Consider the following 17,291-nt stretch of genomic DNA (forward strand, 5'->3'; position numbering starts at 1 on the left):
GTACGCCCCCGGGCGGGGCGGGCCGCGGCCGCCGTGCTGCTGGCCTGCGTGGCCGTCTCCGGCGCCGCCGCGCTCGACGCGACGAGCGATCTGCACAGCAGTATCGAGGCGGCCCAGATCAGCCACCGCTGAGCCGGGTCCGGCCTTCGTCCGCCGGACCCGGCCCGGCCCCGCCACCCCGGCACTCCCGGGTTCAGGACCGGGCCGGACGGTCCGCCAGATGCTCCCGCAGCCGGTCGAGGAAGACCCGCTGCCCGGCCACGAGCAGTCCGGCCGCCTCCTCGGGCGTGCACCAGGCGAACCGGTCGACCTCCGGGAACTCCCGCAACATCCCCGACCCCCTCGGCCACTCCATGGTGAACGTCCCCGGGACCGCCGAGGCGGCGTCGACGTCCGCCTCCAGCGCCCACACCGTCACGGTCTTGCCACCGGACTGACGGTTCTCGCCCAGCGCGATCCACGGTCCCTTCGGCGCCGGGTGCCCGAACTCCTCCCCGAACTCCCGGCGCGCGGCCGCCGCGGGCTCCTCGTCGGGGCCGTACTCCCCCTTGGGGACCGACCACGCCGCGTGTTCCCGGCGGGCCCAGAACGGGCCGCCCATGTGGCCGATCAGTACCTCGAATCCGGTCCCGCCCGTGCGGCGGAACAGCAGCAGGCCCGCGCTGCGTCCGGTGCGCTCCGGTGATGGCATGCCGTCAAGTCTGCGCCCCGGCAGCGGCGTACCGGCGCCGACGACACCCCCGAGACGTTGATCATTTCCGTCATCGGTCCGACGTCGCCTGTTCGCCGTGAGGTTCCCGACGCCCCCTGGTGCACCGCCCCGGGCCCGGCCATGCTGTCCGCCGGACATGCCCGCCGCCCGCACCGGGCCGCGCAACCATCGGGATCCCAGGAGGACTTGTGGGCCTTGGCACAGTCGGTACAGCGACCGGACCGCGCGGGAGGGCGGCGAGACGGCCCCGGCCGGCCGCCCGCCCGCTGGTCCTCCTCGCGACGGCGTCCGCCCTGACGCTCGGCATGATCACGCCCGCGCTCGCGGACCCGGGCACCGACCCGCGTCCCGCCACCACCGCCGAGATCCTGCGGCCCGTCGCCCCGCCACCGGCGAGCAACGCTGCGGACGCGACGCCCACGGCCGTCGCGGACGGCGACGGCATCGAGACCGCCCGGGCCTCCCGCCCCATCGCCCCCGGCGTCCGGCTCGACTCGTACGACCGGCTCGAATCCGACAAATGGCTGCGGGTCGACCACCTCTCGGTCGACCTCGCCGGCAGCGGCGTACGCGCCGACTACCTCTCCTCCGGCAAGGTCTCCGAACGGCACACCGTCTCCGAACTCGCCTCCCGCCACGACGCCGGTCCCGGCCGCCGGACCATCGCCGCGATCAACGCCGACTTCTTCGACATCAACCAGACCGGAGCCCCGGAAGGGATCGGCGTCAAGGACGGCGTCCCCGTCCAGTCGCCCGCGCCCGGGGTCAACCGTGCCGTCGGCATCGGCCCGGACAGCGCGGGCCGCATCCTCGACCTGTACTTCGAGGGAACGCTCACCCTGCCCTCCGGGCCGCGGCCGCTCGCCGCGTACAACGCCGCCAATGTGCCCTCCGGCTCCATCGGTGCGTACACCCCGGCCTGGGGGAGCGCCGACCGTGCCCTCACCGTGGACGCCGCGAAGCCGGTCGCCGAAGCGGTGGTACGGGACGGCAAGGTCGTCTCCGTGACGGACACGCCCGGATCGGGCGCCGTCCCCGACGGCACCACCGTCCTGGTCGGCCGGGAGGCCGGAGCCGTCGCGCTCAAGGCCCTCGAACCGGGCGACGCGGTGTCCCTGGCCTACCGGGCCCGCACCGACTCCGGGGCCGTACCGCGCACCGCCGTCGGCGGCCGGGAACTCCTGGTCGCCGACGGCGTCGCACAGAACCACGACGGCGAGGGCAACAACACCGCGGCGCCCCGGACCGCCGTCGGCTTCTCCAGGGACGGCCGGACGATGCAGATCCTCACCGTCGACGGGCGGCAGGCCGACAGCGGCGGCGTCACCCTCACCGAACTCGGCCTGATGATGCGCGAGGCCGGTTCCTACAGCGCGCTCAACCTGGACGGCGGCGGCTCCTCGACCCTGGTCGCCCGCGCCCCCGGCAGCGACGCGCTCCAGGTGGAGAACAGCCCCTCCGACGGCAGCGAGCGCACCGTCCCCAACGGCCTCGCCCTCACCGCCCCCGACGGCAGCGGACGCCTCAAGGGCTACTGGGTCCAGCCCCGCACCCCCGCCGCCACCGCCCCGGGCACCGACCCCGTCAAGGGCGGCCACCCCGACCGGGTCTTCCCCGGCCTCACCCGGCGCCTCACCGCGACCGGCCACGACGAGACGTACGGCCCCGCCCAGGGCGTCCCGCGCTGGAACACCACGCGCGGCTCCGTCGGCACGGTCGACGGTACCGGGCTCTTCACCGCACGCGGCAGCGGCACCACCGAGGTGCGCGCCCAGCACGGACCGGCGCGCGGCACCACCACGCTGACCGTCCTCGACAAGCTGGCCCGCCTCCGGCCCACCACCCAGCGGGTGGGCCTCGCCGACGCCGGGGCCACCGGCACCTTCGGCATCGTCGGGCTCGACGCCCACGGAACCAGCGCCCCCGTCGAGCCGCGCGACCTCACGCTCGACTACGACCACGCGCTCTTCGACATCCGCGACGACGGACAGGGCTCGTTCACCGTCGCCTCGCGCACCGGCTCCGGCGCCGGACTGATCAGGGCGACCGTCGCCGGGGCCACCACCACCCTCGCCGTCAGCGTCGGCCTCACCGAGCAGGCCGTCTCCTCCTTCGACGACGCCGGGTCCTGGAAGTTCAGCCAGGCACGGGCCGACGGCTCGCTGACCGCCACCCCCGACGGCCGCACCGGCACCGGACTGAAGCTCGACTACGACTTCACCCTCTCCACCGCCACCCGCGCCGCCTACGCCGCCCCGCCCCGGCCGGTCACCGTGCCCGGCCAGCCCCAGTCGTTCAAGCTGTGGATCAAGGGCGACGGCAACGGTGCCTGGCCGACCCTGCACCTCAAGGACGCGGCCGGCTCCGACCAGCTGCTGCGCGGCCCGTACGTGACCTGGACCGGCTGGCGGCAGGTCACCTTCGACGTGCCGCCGGGCGCCGCCATGCCCCTGTCCGTCTCCCGCTTCTATCTCGCGGAGACCGCGGCCACCAAGCAGTACACGGGCGGGATCGTGATCGACGAACTCACCGCCCAGGTGCCGCCCACCGTCGAACTGCCCGAACAGGCCGCTCCCGCCGACCCGCTGATCGACCCGGCGGCCGTGACCGGGCGCCGGGACTGGCGGTTCGCGGTGATGTCCGACGCCCAGTTCGTCGCCCGCGAACCGGACAGCGCCATCGTCGCCCAGGCCCGGCGCACCCTGCGCGAGATCAAGGCGGCCGCCCCGGACTTCCTGGTGATCGCCGGGGACCTCGTCGACGAAGGCTCGCCCGCCGACCTGGCCTTCGCCCGCCGCGTCCTCACCGAGGAACTCGGCGACGCGCTGCCCTGGTACTACGTACCGGGCAACCACGAGGTGATGGGCGGCCGGATCGACAACTTCGTCGAGGAGTTCGGGCCCGCCCAGCGGACCTTCGACCACAAGGGCACCCGTTTCGTCACGCTAGACACCTCCAGCCTCAGCCTGCGCGGCGGCGGCTTCGCCCAGATCCGGCAGCTGCGCGCCCAGCTGGACGCGGCAGCCGAGGACCGCGGCATCGACTCGCTGATGCTGATCGAGCACGTCCCGCCGCGAGACCCGACCGTGCAGAAGGGCAGCCAGCTCGGCGACCGCAAGGAGGCGGCCCTGGTCGAGCGGTGGCTCGCCGACTTCCGCCGCACGACGGGCAAGGGCGCCGCCTTCATCGGCGGCCACGTGGGCGTCTTCGACGCCTCGCACGTCGACTCGGTGCCCTACCTGATCAACGGGAACTCCGGCAAGGCCCCGGCCGGGCCCGCCGCCGACGGCGGATTCACCGGCTGGTCGATGGTGGGTGTCGACCGCGTCGGACCGGGCGAGCAGGCCGCCGCGCGGCAGCGGCCGTGGCAGGGCGGACCCGACTGGGTCTCCGTCCAGACCCGCGCACACACCGACGCGGTCCGGATCGACGCGCCGCCGGTGCTCCGCGCCGGGGGCCGTACGAAGGTCACCGCGACCGTCACCCAGGGCACCCGCGAGGTCCCGGTCGGCTTCCCGCTGTCCGCGGACTGGACCGGCTCCCCGAACGTCCTCATCGGTGACGCGAACGGGCCGGGGCGCCACCGCACCGCGGTCCTCGACCCGGCCACCGGCACCCTCACCGCCCTGCGCCCGGGCACCGTCACCCTCGCCGTGACGGTCAACGGCACGACCGAGCGGGTACGGATCAGGATCGTCGCGGCCGCCGCCGCGAACGCCGCCTGACGTCACGGACCGGCCGCCCGCACCACGGTGCGGGCGGCCTTTGTCCTACAGCTTGCGGTACGCGTACGCCTCCGACGCGGCGGCCGCCACCGCCTCGATGTCGCCGCCCGCCGAAGCGGTGACCACGGCGGCCACGGCGCCCTCCAGGAACGGTGCGTCCACCAGCCGGGAGCCGTCCGGCAGCTCGTCGCCCTCGGCCAGCATCGACTTCACCGTGAGCACCGCACTGCCCAGATCGACCAGCAGCGCCACACCCGCGCCGGAGTCGACCGAACGGGCCGCCGCGGCGATCAGCTCCGCACTCGTCCCCAGCCCGCCGCCGGGCAGCCCGCCCGCGGCGGCCACCGGGGCCGTGGCACCGCCCGCCGCCAGCCCCCCGGCCAGCTCCGCCACGGCCTCGGCCACCGGGCCGCTGTGCGAGACCAGCACGATCCCGACCACGCCACCGGCGCTCATGCCGCATCCCCGTCCGTGCCCCGGGCCGTCTCGGCCAGTGCGGTGACCAGCAGCGCCGCCGACGTCGCCCCGGGGTCCTGGTGCCCGATGCTGCGCTCACCCAGATAGCTCGCCCGCCCCTTGCGGGCCAGCATCGGAACCGTGGCCAGCGCCCCCGCGTCGGCCGCTTCCCGGGCCGCCCCGAACGACTTGCCGAGCGCCTCGGCGGCGGGCAGCAGCGCGTCGAGCATCGTCTTGTCCCCGGCCTGCGCCCCGCCGAGCTGCGCCACCGCCGCGACCCCCTCGCCCAGCGCCCGGGCCAGCTCCTGTTCCGTCACGGCAGGGGCATCGCCCAGGGCCTTGCCGGTACGCCGCAGCAGCGTCCCGTACAGCGGGCCGGAGGCGCCGCCGACGGTCGAGATCAGCTGCCGCCCGGCCAGCGCCAGTACCTCCCCGGGGGATTCCGGCGGCGCCTCGCCCAGCGCCTTGGCCACCGCGGTGAAGCCGCGCCGCATGTTGCTGCCGTGATCGGCGTCCCCGATCGCGGCGTCGAGATCGGTGAGACGGTCCGCCTCACGGTCCACCAGGGCCGCGGACGTGGTCATCCAACGGCGGAAGAAGTCGGCGTCGAGCACGTGATCTCCTTGTCGCTCCAGCAGAACGGGCAGAACGGGCGCGTACGGCGCATCAGCGGCCCCAGCGCAGCGCGGGTGTCTCCACCGGCGCGTCCCACAGCCGCAGCAGCTCCTCGTCCACCTGGCAGAGCGTCACCGAACAGCCCGCCATGTCGAGCGAGGTCACATAGTTCCCCACGAGCCTACGAGCCACCGCCACACCGCGCTCGGACAGCACCCGGTCCACCTCCGCGCCGAACCCGTACAGCTCCAGCAGCGGTGTCGCGCCCATGCCGTTGACCAGGACGAGCACCGGCCCGGTCGGCCGCAGGTCGTCCAGCACCGCGCCGACCGCGGCGTCCGCGATCTCCCGCGAGGCCATCATCGGCCGCCGCTCCCGCCCCGGCTCGCCGTGGATGCCGATGCCGAGCTCCAGTTCGTCCGGCGGCAGATCGAAGGTGGGGGAGCCCTTGGCCGGGGTGGTGACCGCGCCCAGTGCCACCCCGAAGCTCCGCGACGACTCGTTGACCTTCCGGGCCACGGCCGCCACTCGCTCCAGCGGGGCGCCCTCCTCGGCAGCCGCCCCGGCGATCTTCTCGACGAAGAGGGTGGCGCCGGTACCCCGCCGCCCCGCCGTGAAGAGGCTGTCCGTCACCGCCACGTCGTCATTGACCAGCACCTGCTCGACCCGTACGCCGTCCTCCCCGGCCAGCTCCGCGGCCATCTCGAAGTTCAGCACGTCGCCGGTGTAGTTCTTGACGACGAACAGCACCCCCGCGCCGCCGTCCACCATGGCGGCGGCCCGCACCATCTGGCCCGGAACGGGCGACGTGAAAACCTCCCCGGCGCAAGCGGCGGAGAGCATTCCGGGCCCGACGAACCCGGCGTGCAGGGGCTCGTGCCCGGAGCCGCCGCCGGAGACCAGCGCCACCTTCCCGGCCACGGGCGCGTCGCCGCGCACCACCACGCGGTTCTCGACGTCCACGGTCAGCTCGGGGTGGGCGGCCGCCATTCCGCGCAGCGCGTCCGCGACCACGGTTTCGGGGGTGTTGATCAGCATCTTCAACGCAATCTCCTGGGGGTGTCGGGCCGACCGGGCCGGCCGGTACGGCTTCGCGGACGGTGCTCAGACCCCGGCCGCGCGCGCCGCCCCGTACACCTCGGCGGCCACGTCGATCAGCTCGGAGGCGTCACGCGTGGTGCCCTGGAGGTCCAGCAGGATCTCCCCGACGCCCGTGGCGGCATGGGCCACCAGATCCTCCACGATCTGTGCCGCGCTGCCGTGGAACGGCGCGCGGTCCGCCCCCGTCACCGGCTCGGCGCGGTACCGGGCGTTGGCCCGCAGGCAGGCGCCGAGCGGCCGCTCCCGGCCGCGTTCGGCCGCCACCTCCTGGATCCGCTTCCACTGCTCGGCCAGCTGGGTGGCGCCCGTGGACACCGGCAGCCAGCCGTCCGCCCGGTCGACCAGGCGGCGGGTGGCCCGGGGGCTGTTCGCCGGCAGATAGACGGGGATGGGCCGCACCGGCTTGGGGCCGACCACGGACGGGGCGATGGTGGTCAGCTCGCCGGTGTACGAGACCGGGTCGGGTCCCCAGACCGCCGCACACACGTCGAGCAGCTCGTCCAGGACCGCGCCGCGCTTCTCGAAGGGGGCGACCGAGGCGGCCGCGTACTCGTCCAGCGACCAGCCCGTGCCGAGGCCCGCGACCACCCGGCCGCCGCTCGCGGCGTCGAGCGAGGCGAGCGAACGGGCCAGCTGGAAGGGCACGTGCAGCGGCGCGACCAGGACGCTGGTGCCGAGCCGGGCCCGGCCCGTCGCCCCGGCGGCCAGCGCCAGCGTGATCAGCGGGTCGGCGACACCGCGGTACTGGTCGGGCCAGGGCAACCCCGGAACGTTGTACAGACCCTGCGTGGCGGGCTCGGGGAAGAGGATCCGCTCGAAGACCCAGAGGCTCTCGTACCCGATGTCCTCCGCGGCGCGGGCCACGGCAGCCACGTCACTGCCGAGGTCGTACTGCTTCATCTGCGGAAGACCGAGGCCCAGCGAGACCGGCATGTGCGCACTCCTTCTGAAGGCAGTCGTGCAACCACCGTATGCCACTTGCCTGTTGACCGCCGTGCGGCCGGTCCGCAGCACCGCCGGGCGGTTTCGTCCACCCGGGCGGCGGCGCGCGGTGGGGCAGGAGCGGCGCGGTTCGCCGCGGGCGAAAGCAGGGCCCTGTCGAGACCGGGGCGCTCACGAGATATCTTGATGTCAAGCAATGTTGCAGACGTGGAGCGGAGCACAGGGTGACTGACTCGACCATCATCTATACACACACCGACGAGGCCCCGGCCCTGGCGACGTATTCGTTCCTGCCGGTCATCCAGGCCTACGCCTCGACGGCGGGGGTAAACGTCGAGAGCCGTGACATCTCGCTGGCCGGGCGCATCATCGCGGGCTTCCCGGAGCGGCTGGAGGAGGGCCAGCGTGTCGACGACGCGCTCGCCGAGCTCGGTGAGCTGGCCAAGCGCCCCGAGGCCAACATCATCAAGCTGCCCAACATCTCGGCCTCGATCCCGCAGCTGAAGGCGGCCATCGCCGAGCTCCAGGCCCAGGGCTACGCGCTCCCGGACTACCCGGACGACCCGCAGACCGACGAGGACAAGGACGTCCGCGCGCGCTACGACAAGGTCAAGGGCAGCGCGGTCAACCCCGTACTGCGCGAGGGCAACTCCGACCGCCGCGCCCCCGCCTCGGTCAAGAACTACGCCAAGGCGCACCCGCACCGCATGGGCAAGTGGTCCGCCGACTCGAAGACGAACGTCGCCACCATGGGCGTCGACGACTTCCGCTCCACCGAGAAGTCCGCCGTCATCGGTGAGGCCGGTTCGCTGCGCATCGAGCTCGCGGGCGACGACGGCAGCACCACCGTGCTGCGCGAGTCGGTCCCGGTGCTGGCGGGCGAGGTCGTCGACGCCGCGGTCCTGCGTGTCGCCGCGCTGCGCGAGTTCCTCACCGCGCAGGTCGCCCGCGCCAAGGCCGAGGGCGTGCTGTTCTCCGTCCACCTCAAGGCCACCATGATGAAGGTCTCCGACCCGATCATCTTCGGCCACGTGGTCCGCGCCTTCTTCCCGAACACCTTCGCGAAGTACGGAGACGTGCTCGTCGCGGCCGGTCTCTCCCCGAACGACGGCCTCGGCGCCATCCTCAAGGGCCTGGACGCGGTGCCGCACATCGGTGCCGAGATCAAGGCGGCCTTCGAGGCCGAGCTGGCCGAGGGCCCCGCGCTCGCCATGGTCGACTCGGACAAGGGCATCACCAACCTGCACGTCCCGAGCGACGTCATCGTCGACGCCTCCATGCCGGCCATGATCCGCACCTCCGGCCACATGTGGGGCCCGGACGGCCAGGAGGCCGACACTCTCGCGGTGCTGCCGGACAGCAGCTACGCGGGCGTCTACCAGGTCGTCCTCGACGACTGCCGCGCCCACGGCGCCTTCGACCCGTCGACCATGGGCTCGGTCCCGAACGTCGGCCTGATGGCGCAGAAGGCCGAGGAGTACGGCAGCCACGACAAGACCTTCGAGATCCCCGCCACCGGTACGGTGCGGGTCCTCGACGGCAACGGCGACGTCGTGCTGGAGCAGGCCGTGGGCGCCGGTGACATCTTCCGGATGTGCCAGGCCAAGGACCTGCCGATCCAGGACTGGGTCAAGCTCGCCGTCACCCGCGCCCGCGCCACCGGCGCCCCGGCCGTGTTCTGGCTCGACGAGGACCGCGCCCACGACGCGCAGCTGATCGCCAAGGTCAGGACGTACCTCGCCGACCACGACACCGACGGTCTGCAGATCGAGATCATGTCGCCGGAGAAGGCGACCGCCTTCTCGCTGGAGCGCATCCGCCGCGGCGAGGACACCATCTCGGTCACCGGCAACGTGCTCCGTGACTACCTGACCGACCTGTTCCCGATCCTGGAGCTGGGCACCAGCGCGAAGATGCTCTCGGTCGTCCCGCTCATGAACGGCGGCGGTCTGTTCGAGACGGGCGCCGGCGGCTCCGCGCCCAAGCACGTGCAGCAGCTGGTCAAGGAGAACTACCTGCGCTGGGACAGCCTGGGCGAGTTCTTCGCGCTCGCGGCCAGCTTCGAGCACCTCGCGACGACCACGGGCAACGCGCGTGCCAAGGTCCTCGCCGACACGCTCGACCGCGCGACCGGCACCTTCCTCAATGAGGACAAGTCGCCGAGCCGCAAGCTGGGCGGGATCGACAACCGCGGCAGCCACTTCTACCTGGCCCTGTACTGGGCCCAGGAGCTGGCGGCGCAGACCGAGGACCCGCAGCTCGCGGAGTCGTTCGCCGGGCTCGCCAAGACGCTGGGCGAGCAGGAGCAGACGATCATCGACGAGCTGATCGCGGTACAGGGCTCGCCCGCCGACATCGGCGGCTACTACCAGCCCGACCCGGCGAAGGCCGCCGCCGTCATGCGCCCGTCGGAGACCTTCGTCCGCGCCATCGCCTCCATCGGCTGACGGAACACGCGACAGCACACCCCGGAGCGGGGGCACGTCCAGGTGCCCCCGCCCCCACCGCCCCGGCCGGCATCGCGCCCGGCCGGGGCGGTTCCGTGTGCGCGGGCGGTACCGGTCCGTGTCACGCCCGTTCACGGCCCCGCACCACCCCCTGTCGGGTGAATGTCGCGCGGCGGCGGGCCGGAGGGACCCGCTCGACGGGGCCCCGGCTGATTTGCTGCACCTGCAATCCGGCGTGACGCGCGGGAGGAGCCCGCCTTCCGCCGCGGCGGCCGGCGCAAGCGCCCCACGGGTCACCCGCGAGCGACAACCGAAGGAGCGGCCCCGGTGACGACGACGGGCACAGCAGGTGCGGCCGAGGGAGAAGCGGAGTACGCCAACGAGCTGCCGGTCCGCGCCAAGGAACCCGGAAACGCCGTCGTCACCTGGCTGACCACCACCGACCACAAGACCATCGGCAGCCTCTACCTCGTCACCTCCTTCGCGTTCTTCCTCGTCGGAGGGGTACTGGCCCTGGTCATGCGGGCCGAGCTGGCCCGCCCGGGCCTGCAGTTCCTGTCGGCCGAACAGTTCAACCAGGCGTTCACGATCCACGGCACGATCATGCTGCTGATGTTCGCGACGCCGCTGTTCGCCGGATTCACCAACTGGATCATGCCGATCCAGCTCGGGGCCCCCGACGTGGCGTTCCCTCGGCTGAACGCCTTCGCGTACTGGCTCTACCTCTTCGGCTCGCTCATCGTCGTCGCGGGCTTCCTCACCCCGCAGGGCGCGGCCGACTTCGGCTGGTTCGCCTACTCCCCGCTCACCGACGCGGTCCGCTCGCCCGGCATCGGCAGCGACATGTGGATCATGGGGCTGGCCTTCTCCGGCTTCGGCACGATCCTCGGCTCGGTCAACTTCATCACCACGATCATCTGCCTGCGCGCCCCGGGCATGACGATGTTCCGCATGCCGATCTTCGTCTGGAACGTGCTGCTCACCGCGGTGCTGGTCCTGCTGGCCTTCCCGGTCCTCGCGGCGGCCCTGCTGGTGCTGGAGGCGGACCGCAAGTTCGGGGCGCACGTCTTCGACCCCGCCAACGGCGGAGCACTGCTGTGGCAGCACCTCTTCTGGTTCTTCGGCCATCCGGAGGTGTACATCATCGCCCTGCCGTTCTTCGGCATCGTCAGCGAGATCATCCCGGTCTTCAGCCGCAAACCGGTCTTCGGCTACATCGGCCTGGTCAGCGCGACGATCGCCATCGCCGGCCTCTCCGCGACCGTCTGGGCCCACCACATGTTCGTCACCGGAGCGGTACTCCTGCCGTTCTTCTCGTTCATGACCTTCCTCATCGCGGTGCCGACCGGGGTGAAGTTCTTCAACTGGATCGGCACGATGTGGGGCGGCTCGCTCTCCTTCGAGACCCCGATGCTCTGGTCGATCGGCTTCATGGTCACCTTCCTCTTCGGCGGCCTGACCGGCGTCATCCTGGCCTCGCCGCCGATGGACTTCCACGTCTCGGACTCGTACTTCGTCGTCGCCCACTTCCACTACGTCGTCTTCGGCACCGTGGTGTTCGCGATGTTCGCCGGATTCCACTTCTGGTGGCCGAAGTTCACCGGCAAGCTGCTCGACGAGCGGCTCGGGAAGATCACGTTCTGGACGCTGTTCACGGGCTTCCACGGCACCTTCCTGGTGCAGCACTGGCTCGGTGCCGAGGGCATGCCGCGTCGCTACGCCGACTACCTCGCCGCCGACGGCTTCACCGCGCTGAACACGGTCTCCACGATCTCCTCGTTCCTGCTCGGCCTGTCGGTCCTGCCGTTCCTCTACAACGTGTGGAAGACCGCCAGGTACGGCGAGAAGGTCGGGACCGACGACCCGTGGGGCTACGGCCGCTCCCTGGAATGGGCGACCTCCTGCCCGCCGCCCCGCCACAACTTCACCGCCCTGCCCCGCATCCGTTCCGAATCCCCGGCCTTCGACCTGCACCACCCCTCGATCCGCGCACTCGGCGAATCCCGCAACCGCGAGCACCCCGTAATCCCCGGCGTCACGGAGGACGGGCAGGCCTGAGCCGCCGGGCGCCGTCGTCCGTCCGCCGTCCCCAGCAGGCGAAGTCCGCCCCGCGTCGTCAGGATGGGTGACGACGGGCGCGTGCGACGGGAGGGGCAGGCGAACGGACGACCGTACAGGCCCGAGAAGGGACGAACACCGTGGCACGACCCAGGATCCTCGTTGTCGGCGCCGGATTCGCCGGAGTGGAATGCGTACGCCGCCTGGAGCGCGGGCTCGCCCCGGGCGAGGCGGACATCGCCCTCGTCGCCCCGTTCTCGTACCAGCTCTACCTGCCGCTGCTGCCGCAGGTCGCGGCGGGCGTGCTCACCCCGCAGTCGGTCGCCATCTCGCTGCGCCGAAGCCGCAAGCACCGCACCCGGATCATTCCCGGCGGGGCCATCGGAGTGGACCCCGCGGCGAAGGTCTGCATCATCCGCAAGATCACCGACGAGGTCGTCTACGAGCGCTACGACTACATCGTGCTCAGCGCCGGAAGCGTCACCCGCACCTTCGACATCCCCGGCCTGCTGGACCACGCACGAGGCATGAAGACCCTGGCCGAGGCCGCCTACGTACGCGACCACGTGATCTCCCAGCTCGACCTCGCGGACGCCAGCGACGACGAGGACGAACGGGCCTCCCGGCTCCAGTTCGTGGTGGTCGGCGGCGGCTACGCGGGCACCGAGACGGCCGCCTGCCTGCAACGGCTCACCACCAACGCGCTCCAGCAGTACCCCCGGCTCGACCCGAGGCTCATCAAGTGGCACCTCATCGACATCGCCCCGAAGCTGATGCCCGAACTCGGCGACAAGCTGGGACGGAGCGCCATGGAGATGCTGCGCGCCCGGGGCATCGAGATCTCGCTCGGTGTCTCGATCGCCGAGGCTGGGCCGGAACAGGTGACCTTCACCGACGGCCGGGTACTGCCCTGCCGCACCCTGATCTGGACGGCGGGCGTCGCCGCGAGCCCCCTGGTCAGCACGTTCGACGCGGAGACGGTACGCGGCCGGCTGGCCGTCACGTCCGAGATGAGCCTGCCCGGCTTCGACGGGGTCTTCGCCCTCGGCGACTGCGCGGCCGTCCCGGACCTGAGCAAGGGCGACGGAGCGGTCTGCCCGCCCACCGCGCAGCACGCCATGCGCCAGGGCCGCAGGCTCGCCGACAACCTCATCGCCACCCTGCGTCACCAGCCGATGAAGCCCTACGTCCACAAGGACCTCGGGCTCGTCGTCGACCTCGGCGGCAAGGACGCGGTCTCCAAGCCGCTCGGCGTCGAGATGCACGGCATCGTCGCCCAGGCCGTCGCGCGCGGCTACCACTGGTCGGCGCTGCGCACCAACGTCGCCAAGGCGCGGGTCATGACCAACTGGGTACTCAACGCGGTCGCGGGCGACGACTTCGTCCGCACCGGCTTCCAGTCCCGCAAGCCGGCCACGCTGCGCGACTTCGAGTACACCGACGCCTATCTCACCCCCGCGCAGGTCCGCGAGCACACCGCCGCACTGCACACCCGCGCCTGACCCGCGACGCCGTGCCCGTGCCCCATGCCCCGCGTCCCGTGGCGCGCGGGGCACGGCGCGTTCCGGATCAGCCCGTGTGCGCCGGGTCCCGCTCGACCACCGGGTCCAGGGCGGCGTCGATCTCCTTCAGCAGATCCGCGTCGAGCCTCACACCGGCCGCACCGACGTTCTCCTCCACCTGCTCGGGCCGGGAGGCGCCGATGATCGCGGCCGATACGTTCGGGTTCTGCAGCACCCAGGCGACCGCGAGCTGCGCCATGCCGAGCCCGGCGGCATCGGCGAGCGGCCGCAGCCGCTGCACCCGCTCCAGCACCTCGTCGCGCAGCCAGTCGGCCACCATGTCCGCGCCGCCCTTGTCGTCCGTGGCCCGCGTACCGGCGGGAAGCGGCGCACCTGGACGGTACTTGCCCGTCAGCACACCCTGGGCGATCGGTGACCACACGATCTGACCGATGCCCAGCTCCTCGGAGGCGGGCACCACCTCGCTCTCGATCACCCGCCACAGCGCCGAGTACTGCGGCTGGTTGGAGATCAGCGGCACCCGCAGCTCACGGGCCAGCGCGTGCCCGGCGCGGAGCTGGTCGGCGTTCCACTCCGACACCCCGATGTACAGCGCCTTGCCGGACCGGACGACATCGGCGAACGCCTCCATCGTCTCCTCCAGCGGCGTCGAGTGGTCGTAGCGGTGCGCCTGGTACAGGTCCACGTAGTCGGTCTGCAGCCGGCGCAGCGAGTTGTCGATGGACTCCATGATGTGCTTGCGGCCCAGCCCCCGGTCGTTGTGCCCGGTGCCGGTCGGGAAGTAGACCTTGGTGAACACCTCGAGACCTTCTCGGCGTTCACCCTTCAGCGCCCGCCCGAGTACGGCCTCGGCGCGGGTCCCGGCGTACACGTCCGCGGTGTCGAAGGTGGTGATCCCGGCGTCCAGCGCGGCCCGGATGCAGGCGGCGGCCGTCTCCTCCTCGACCTGGGAACCGTGCGTGAGCCAGTTCCCGTAGGCGATCTCGCTGATGGTCAGGCCGCTGCGCCCGAGTCGACGGAACTCCATGTGCTGATCTCCCTGTACGCGTGAGGTGCGGGTGATGCGATGGCCCGGCCATGCTATGGCGCCGGGGCTCTTCACGCCCCGGGGACGGTCCGGTGGACGGCGCGCAGGAAGGCCGCGTTGTCGGGGGTGTGGCGGAGCCGGTCCAGCAGGGTCTCCAGAGCGCCCTGCGGATCCCTGCCGTGGAGAGCGCGCCGCAGCGCCCGGACGGCCCGCAGTTCGCCCTCCTGGACGAGCAGTTCGTCGCGCCGGGTGCCGGACGCCGGGATGTTCACGGCCGGGTGGACGCGCCGGGCCGCGAGCTGTCGGTCGAGCCGCAGCTCCATGTTCCCGGTGCCCTTCAGTTCCTCGAAGAAGTAGTCGTCGGCGCGGGAGCCGGTCTCCACCAGAGCGGTGGCCAGCATGGTGAGGGAACCGCCCTGCTCGGTCAGCCGCGCTGCGCCGAAGAGCCGCTTGGGACCGAGCAGCGCGGACGCGTCGACGCCGCCGCTCAGGGTGCGGCCGCCCGCCGCGCAGGCGGTGTTGTGGGCGCGGCACAGCCGGGTGAGGGAGTCGAGCAGGACGACGACGTCCCGGCCCTGCTCGACCAGCCGCTCGGCGCGGGCCAACGCGAGTTCGGCGAGCGCGATGTGTTCCTGCGCGGGCCGGTCGAACGTCGAGGCGAACACCTCGCCCCGTACCGACCGGCGCATGTCGGTGACCTCCTCGGGGCGTTCGTCGACCAGTACCACCATCAGGTGGCACTCGGGGTGATTGGCGGCGACGGCGGCCGCGATCTGCTGGAGCAGCACCGTCTTGCCGGTCCTGGGCGGTGCGACGACGAGCCCGCGCTGCCCCTTGCCGATCGGCGCGACCAGATCGACCAGGCGCATCGCCGCGCCGCCGGACGGATTCTCCAGCCGCAGCCGCCGGTCCGGGTGCAGCGGGGTCAGGTCGCGGAAGTGCGGCCGGCCGCAAAGGGACTGCGGGGAAAGGCCGTTGACCCGCTCCACGGCCGACAGGGTGCGCGGCTGATCGCAGTGTCCCGTGACGGCGTCGCCCCGGCGCAGCCCGTGACGGTGGATCAGAGCCGCGGGCACGACCACGTCGCCGGGGGAGGGGAGGGCGTTTCGGACGCGCAGCGCGCCGTTGCCCCGGGAAGTGAGGTCGAGGAGGCCGGTGACCTCCTGGGGCGTCGGCTCGGGTGCCAGGAGGGGGAGTTCGAGAGTGCTGGTCATGGTGGGTGGTCCTTTCGCGGACAGGGCGAACGAGGAGGCCGGACGGCGTGGGCGGAAGGGATCACGCCCCGCGCGACGGGCGGGAGAAGCCCGGACGGGAAAACCGGTCCGAACTGTGAGAGGTGGTGCGGAGAGCCGGATCACCGGCCGGAAGAGAGCGGCGTGGCGGCCTCGGAGAAACACATCGCACCGGCGCCTTCGAAAGAGGCGTACACAGGTGCTGTTGGCACCGTACCACGGACCTTGGGCATCGGGAGCGGGAGCGGCCTGCGGTATCCGGTCCCCGCGGTGTCCGGCGGGTGATGGGGTCCTCCGGGTCACCCGCCCGCGCCCTGGCCGTGCCACCCGCGCAGGGGAGTCGCCTCGTCGCTACGCGTCACCGCGCTGACCGGCCCGGACCGGTCCCCGGGGGAGCCGCCGCCCGGCCTGGCTCGCCGCCGATTCCTCCGGAGTCCCGCTCGGCTCGGCGTTCCAGCGCGTCTTCACCCGCGAAGGTCAGGACCATCTCGCCGAGTTGGAGATCCGGGTCCACCCGGCGGAACGCCGCGCGGGCATCGGCGCACGGCTCTTCGGCGCCGCCGTCGCCGCCGCCCGCGAGGCGGGACGGCGCAGCGTCCTCGCGCAGGTCCGCGCCGGGTCCCCGGGCGACCGCTTCCTGCGGGCCGAGGGGATGCGCATGCTGCTGTACGTGCGGCCGGCGCCGAGAAGCTGCGCCGGGCCGTCGGGCAGCCGCACCCCGGCTGCCGGCTCATCTCCTGGGACGGCACCGTCCCCGACGAGCTCGCGGAGGCCTTCGCCCGCTCCCGCCGGGCCATGGACGACATGCCCGTGGACGACAGCGACCTCGGCACGGTCGTCCGGGACGTGGACTGGGTCCGCTCGGCCGTCGCGGCCCGCGGCGACCTGCTCCACACGGTCGCGGGCGGCCGACGAAGCGGACGGCACGATCGTGGGCTTCACGGAACCGGCCGTGCCGGGCGACGGAACGGGCGACGCCCGGCACTACGGCACCGGGGTCCTCCCCGGGCTCCGGGGGTGCGGCCCCGAAACGTGGATGAAGGCCCGCTCCATCCTCCGGGCCCGGGAGAACCACCCCGCCCTCGAAGGACTGCTGGCGGACACCGCCGAGAGCGACGCCCCCATGCGGCGCATCAACGAAGCGCTCGGCTACGAGCCGACCCACCCGGTCGTTCGAGTACCAGCTGGACCTCTGAGGTCCCCCCGTAGGCCCCGGCGGGCGCACAGCGAAGGCCACGGCGCCCCGCCGCGCTCCCGGGACGTCCGGATACGCCCAGTACCCGGACGTCCCTCCGCCCCGCGATGCGCCGCATCACACGCCGTGCGCCGATCCACCAGGGATTTCGGGACAGCCTCGGTGCCTGGGGCTTCGAACCACCGAACCGGTTCGGCCTTTCGGTACATCGTTCGACGGGTGGGCACCGACGGAACTGTTGGCCGATCGATTCGCGCG

11 protein-coding genes and 1 pseudogene are annotated in these 17,291 nt (G+C 72.7%); 5 read left to right on the plus strand and 7 right to left on the minus strand.

All coding sequences use genetic code 11. The features are described from left to right. Positions 1 to 193: 193 nt before the first annotated feature. The gene (locus ACFCV8_RS14450) at positions 194 to 691 is read right to left on the minus strand and encodes an NUDIX domain-containing protein (RefSeq protein WP_376685654.1); all 498 of its coding nucleotides are present in this window, start codon (positions 689 to 691) and stop codon (positions 194 to 196) included. Between the two features lie 326 nt (positions 692 to 1,017). Here ACFCV8_RS14450 and ACFCV8_RS14455 point away from each other — a divergent pair, with 326 nt between their 5' ends. Then, complete coding sequence (locus tag ACFCV8_RS14455; protein ID WP_376685655.1) at positions 1,018 to 4,437, plus strand: phosphodiester glycosidase family protein; 3,420 nt, start codon at positions 1,018 to 1,020, stop codon at positions 4,435 to 4,437. 45 nt (positions 4,438 to 4,482) lie between these two features. On the opposite strand, the gene ACFCV8_RS14460 is transcribed toward ACFCV8_RS14455, so the two are convergent. The 4 genes from ACFCV8_RS14460 to ACFCV8_RS14475 are packed head-to-tail and all read right to left on the minus strand — an operon-like array spanning position 4,483 to position 7,542. Next, positions 4,483 to 4,893 (minus strand): PTS-dependent dihydroxyacetone kinase phosphotransferase subunit DhaM, encoded by a 411-nt coding sequence (locus ACFCV8_RS14460; RefSeq protein WP_376685656.1) that lies wholly within the window; start codon positions 4,891 to 4,893, stop codon positions 4,483 to 4,485. Continuing rightward, positions 4,890 to 5,507: a dihydroxyacetone kinase subunit DhaL gene (dhaL, locus tag ACFCV8_RS14465; protein ID WP_376685657.1), complete on the minus strand. Its 618-nt coding sequence runs from the start codon at positions 5,505 to 5,507 to the stop codon at positions 4,890 to 4,892. Before dhaL ends, ACFCV8_RS14460 begins: the two co-directional genes overlap by 4 nt. Positions 5,508 to 5,559: 52 nt before the next feature. After that, positions 5,560 to 6,552 (minus strand): dihydroxyacetone kinase subunit DhaK, encoded by a 993-nt coding sequence (gene dhaK, locus ACFCV8_RS14470; RefSeq protein WP_376685658.1) that lies wholly within the window; start codon positions 6,550 to 6,552, stop codon positions 5,560 to 5,562. A 60-nt stretch (positions 6,553 to 6,612) separates the two neighbouring features. Then, entirely contained in the window at positions 6,613 to 7,542 is a 930-nt protein-coding gene (locus tag ACFCV8_RS14475) for an LLM class F420-dependent oxidoreductase (RefSeq protein WP_376685659.1), read from the minus strand. Positions 7,543 to 7,775: 233 nt separating this feature from the next. On the opposite strand from ACFCV8_RS14475, the gene ACFCV8_RS14480 reads away from it, so the two are divergent. The 3 genes from ACFCV8_RS14480 to ACFCV8_RS14490 all read left to right on the plus strand — a co-directional run bounded on the left by ACFCV8_RS14480 (position 7,776) and on the right by ACFCV8_RS14490 (position 13,558). Continuing rightward, complete coding sequence (locus ACFCV8_RS14480; RefSeq protein ID WP_376685660.1) at positions 7,776 to 9,998, plus strand: NADP-dependent isocitrate dehydrogenase; 2,223 nt, start codon at positions 7,776 to 7,778, stop codon at positions 9,996 to 9,998. A 327-nt stretch (positions 9,999 to 10,325) separates the two neighbouring features. Further along, a complete protein-coding gene (gene ctaD / locus ACFCV8_RS14485; protein WP_376685661.1) occupies positions 10,326 to 12,056 on the plus strand; it encodes a cytochrome c oxidase subunit I in 1,731 nt (576 codons plus the stop codon). A 140-nt stretch (positions 12,057 to 12,196) separates the two neighbouring features. Further along, positions 12,197 to 13,558 (plus strand): NAD(P)/FAD-dependent oxidoreductase, encoded by a 1,362-nt coding sequence (locus ACFCV8_RS14490; RefSeq protein ID WP_376685662.1) that lies wholly within the window; start codon positions 12,197 to 12,199, stop codon positions 13,556 to 13,558. Between the two features lie 67 nt (positions 13,559 to 13,625). On the opposite strand, the gene ACFCV8_RS14495 is transcribed toward ACFCV8_RS14490, so the two are convergent. Beyond that, positions 13,626 to 14,606, minus strand: a complete 981-nt coding sequence (locus tag ACFCV8_RS14495; RefSeq protein WP_376685663.1) for an aldo/keto reductase family protein — start codon at positions 14,604 to 14,606, stop codon at positions 13,626 to 13,628. 71 nt (positions 14,607 to 14,677) lie between these two features. After that, positions 14,678 to 15,820 (minus strand): transcription termination factor Rho, encoded by a 1,143-nt coding sequence (gene rho / locus ACFCV8_RS14500; protein WP_376685664.1) that lies wholly within the window; start codon positions 15,818 to 15,820, stop codon positions 14,678 to 14,680. A gap of 384 nt (positions 15,821 to 16,204) precedes the next feature. On the opposite strand from rho, the pseudogene ACFCV8_RS14505 reads away from it, so the two are divergent. After that, positions 16,205 to 17,034: pseudogene (locus ACFCV8_RS14505) on the plus strand (GNAT family N-acetyltransferase). Positions 17,035 to 17,291: the final 257 nt, after the last annotated feature.

The organism is Streptomyces sp. NPDC056347 (assembly GCF_042262625.1).
GTDB lineage: Bacteria > Actinomycetota > Actinomycetes > Streptomycetales > Streptomycetaceae > Streptomyces.

Bases quoted from the DNA above. Each gene is read 5' to 3' on its own strand.
- ACFCV8_RS14450 (WP_376685654.1), bottom strand. From the start codon at position 691: ATGCCATCACCGGAGCGCACCGGACGCAGCGCGGGCCTGCTGCTGTTC.
- ACFCV8_RS14455 (WP_376685655.1), top strand. From the start codon at position 1,018: ATGATCACGCCCGCGCTCGCGGACCCGGGCACCGACCCGCGTCCCGCC.
- ACFCV8_RS14460 (WP_376685656.1), bottom strand. From the start codon at position 4,893: ATGAGCGCCGGTGGCGTGGTCGGGATCGTGCTGGTCTCGCACAGCGGC.
- ACFCV8_RS14475 (WP_376685659.1), bottom strand. From the start codon at position 7,542: ATGCCGGTCTCGCTGGGCCTCGGTCTTCCGCAGATGAAGCAGTACGAC.
- ACFCV8_RS14495 (WP_376685663.1), bottom strand. From the start codon at position 14,606: ATGGAGTTCCGTCGACTCGGGCGCAGCGGCCTGACCATCAGCGAGATC.
- rho (WP_376685664.1), bottom strand. From the start codon at position 15,820: ATGACCAGCACTCTCGAACTCCCCCTCCTGGCACCCGAGCCGACGCCC.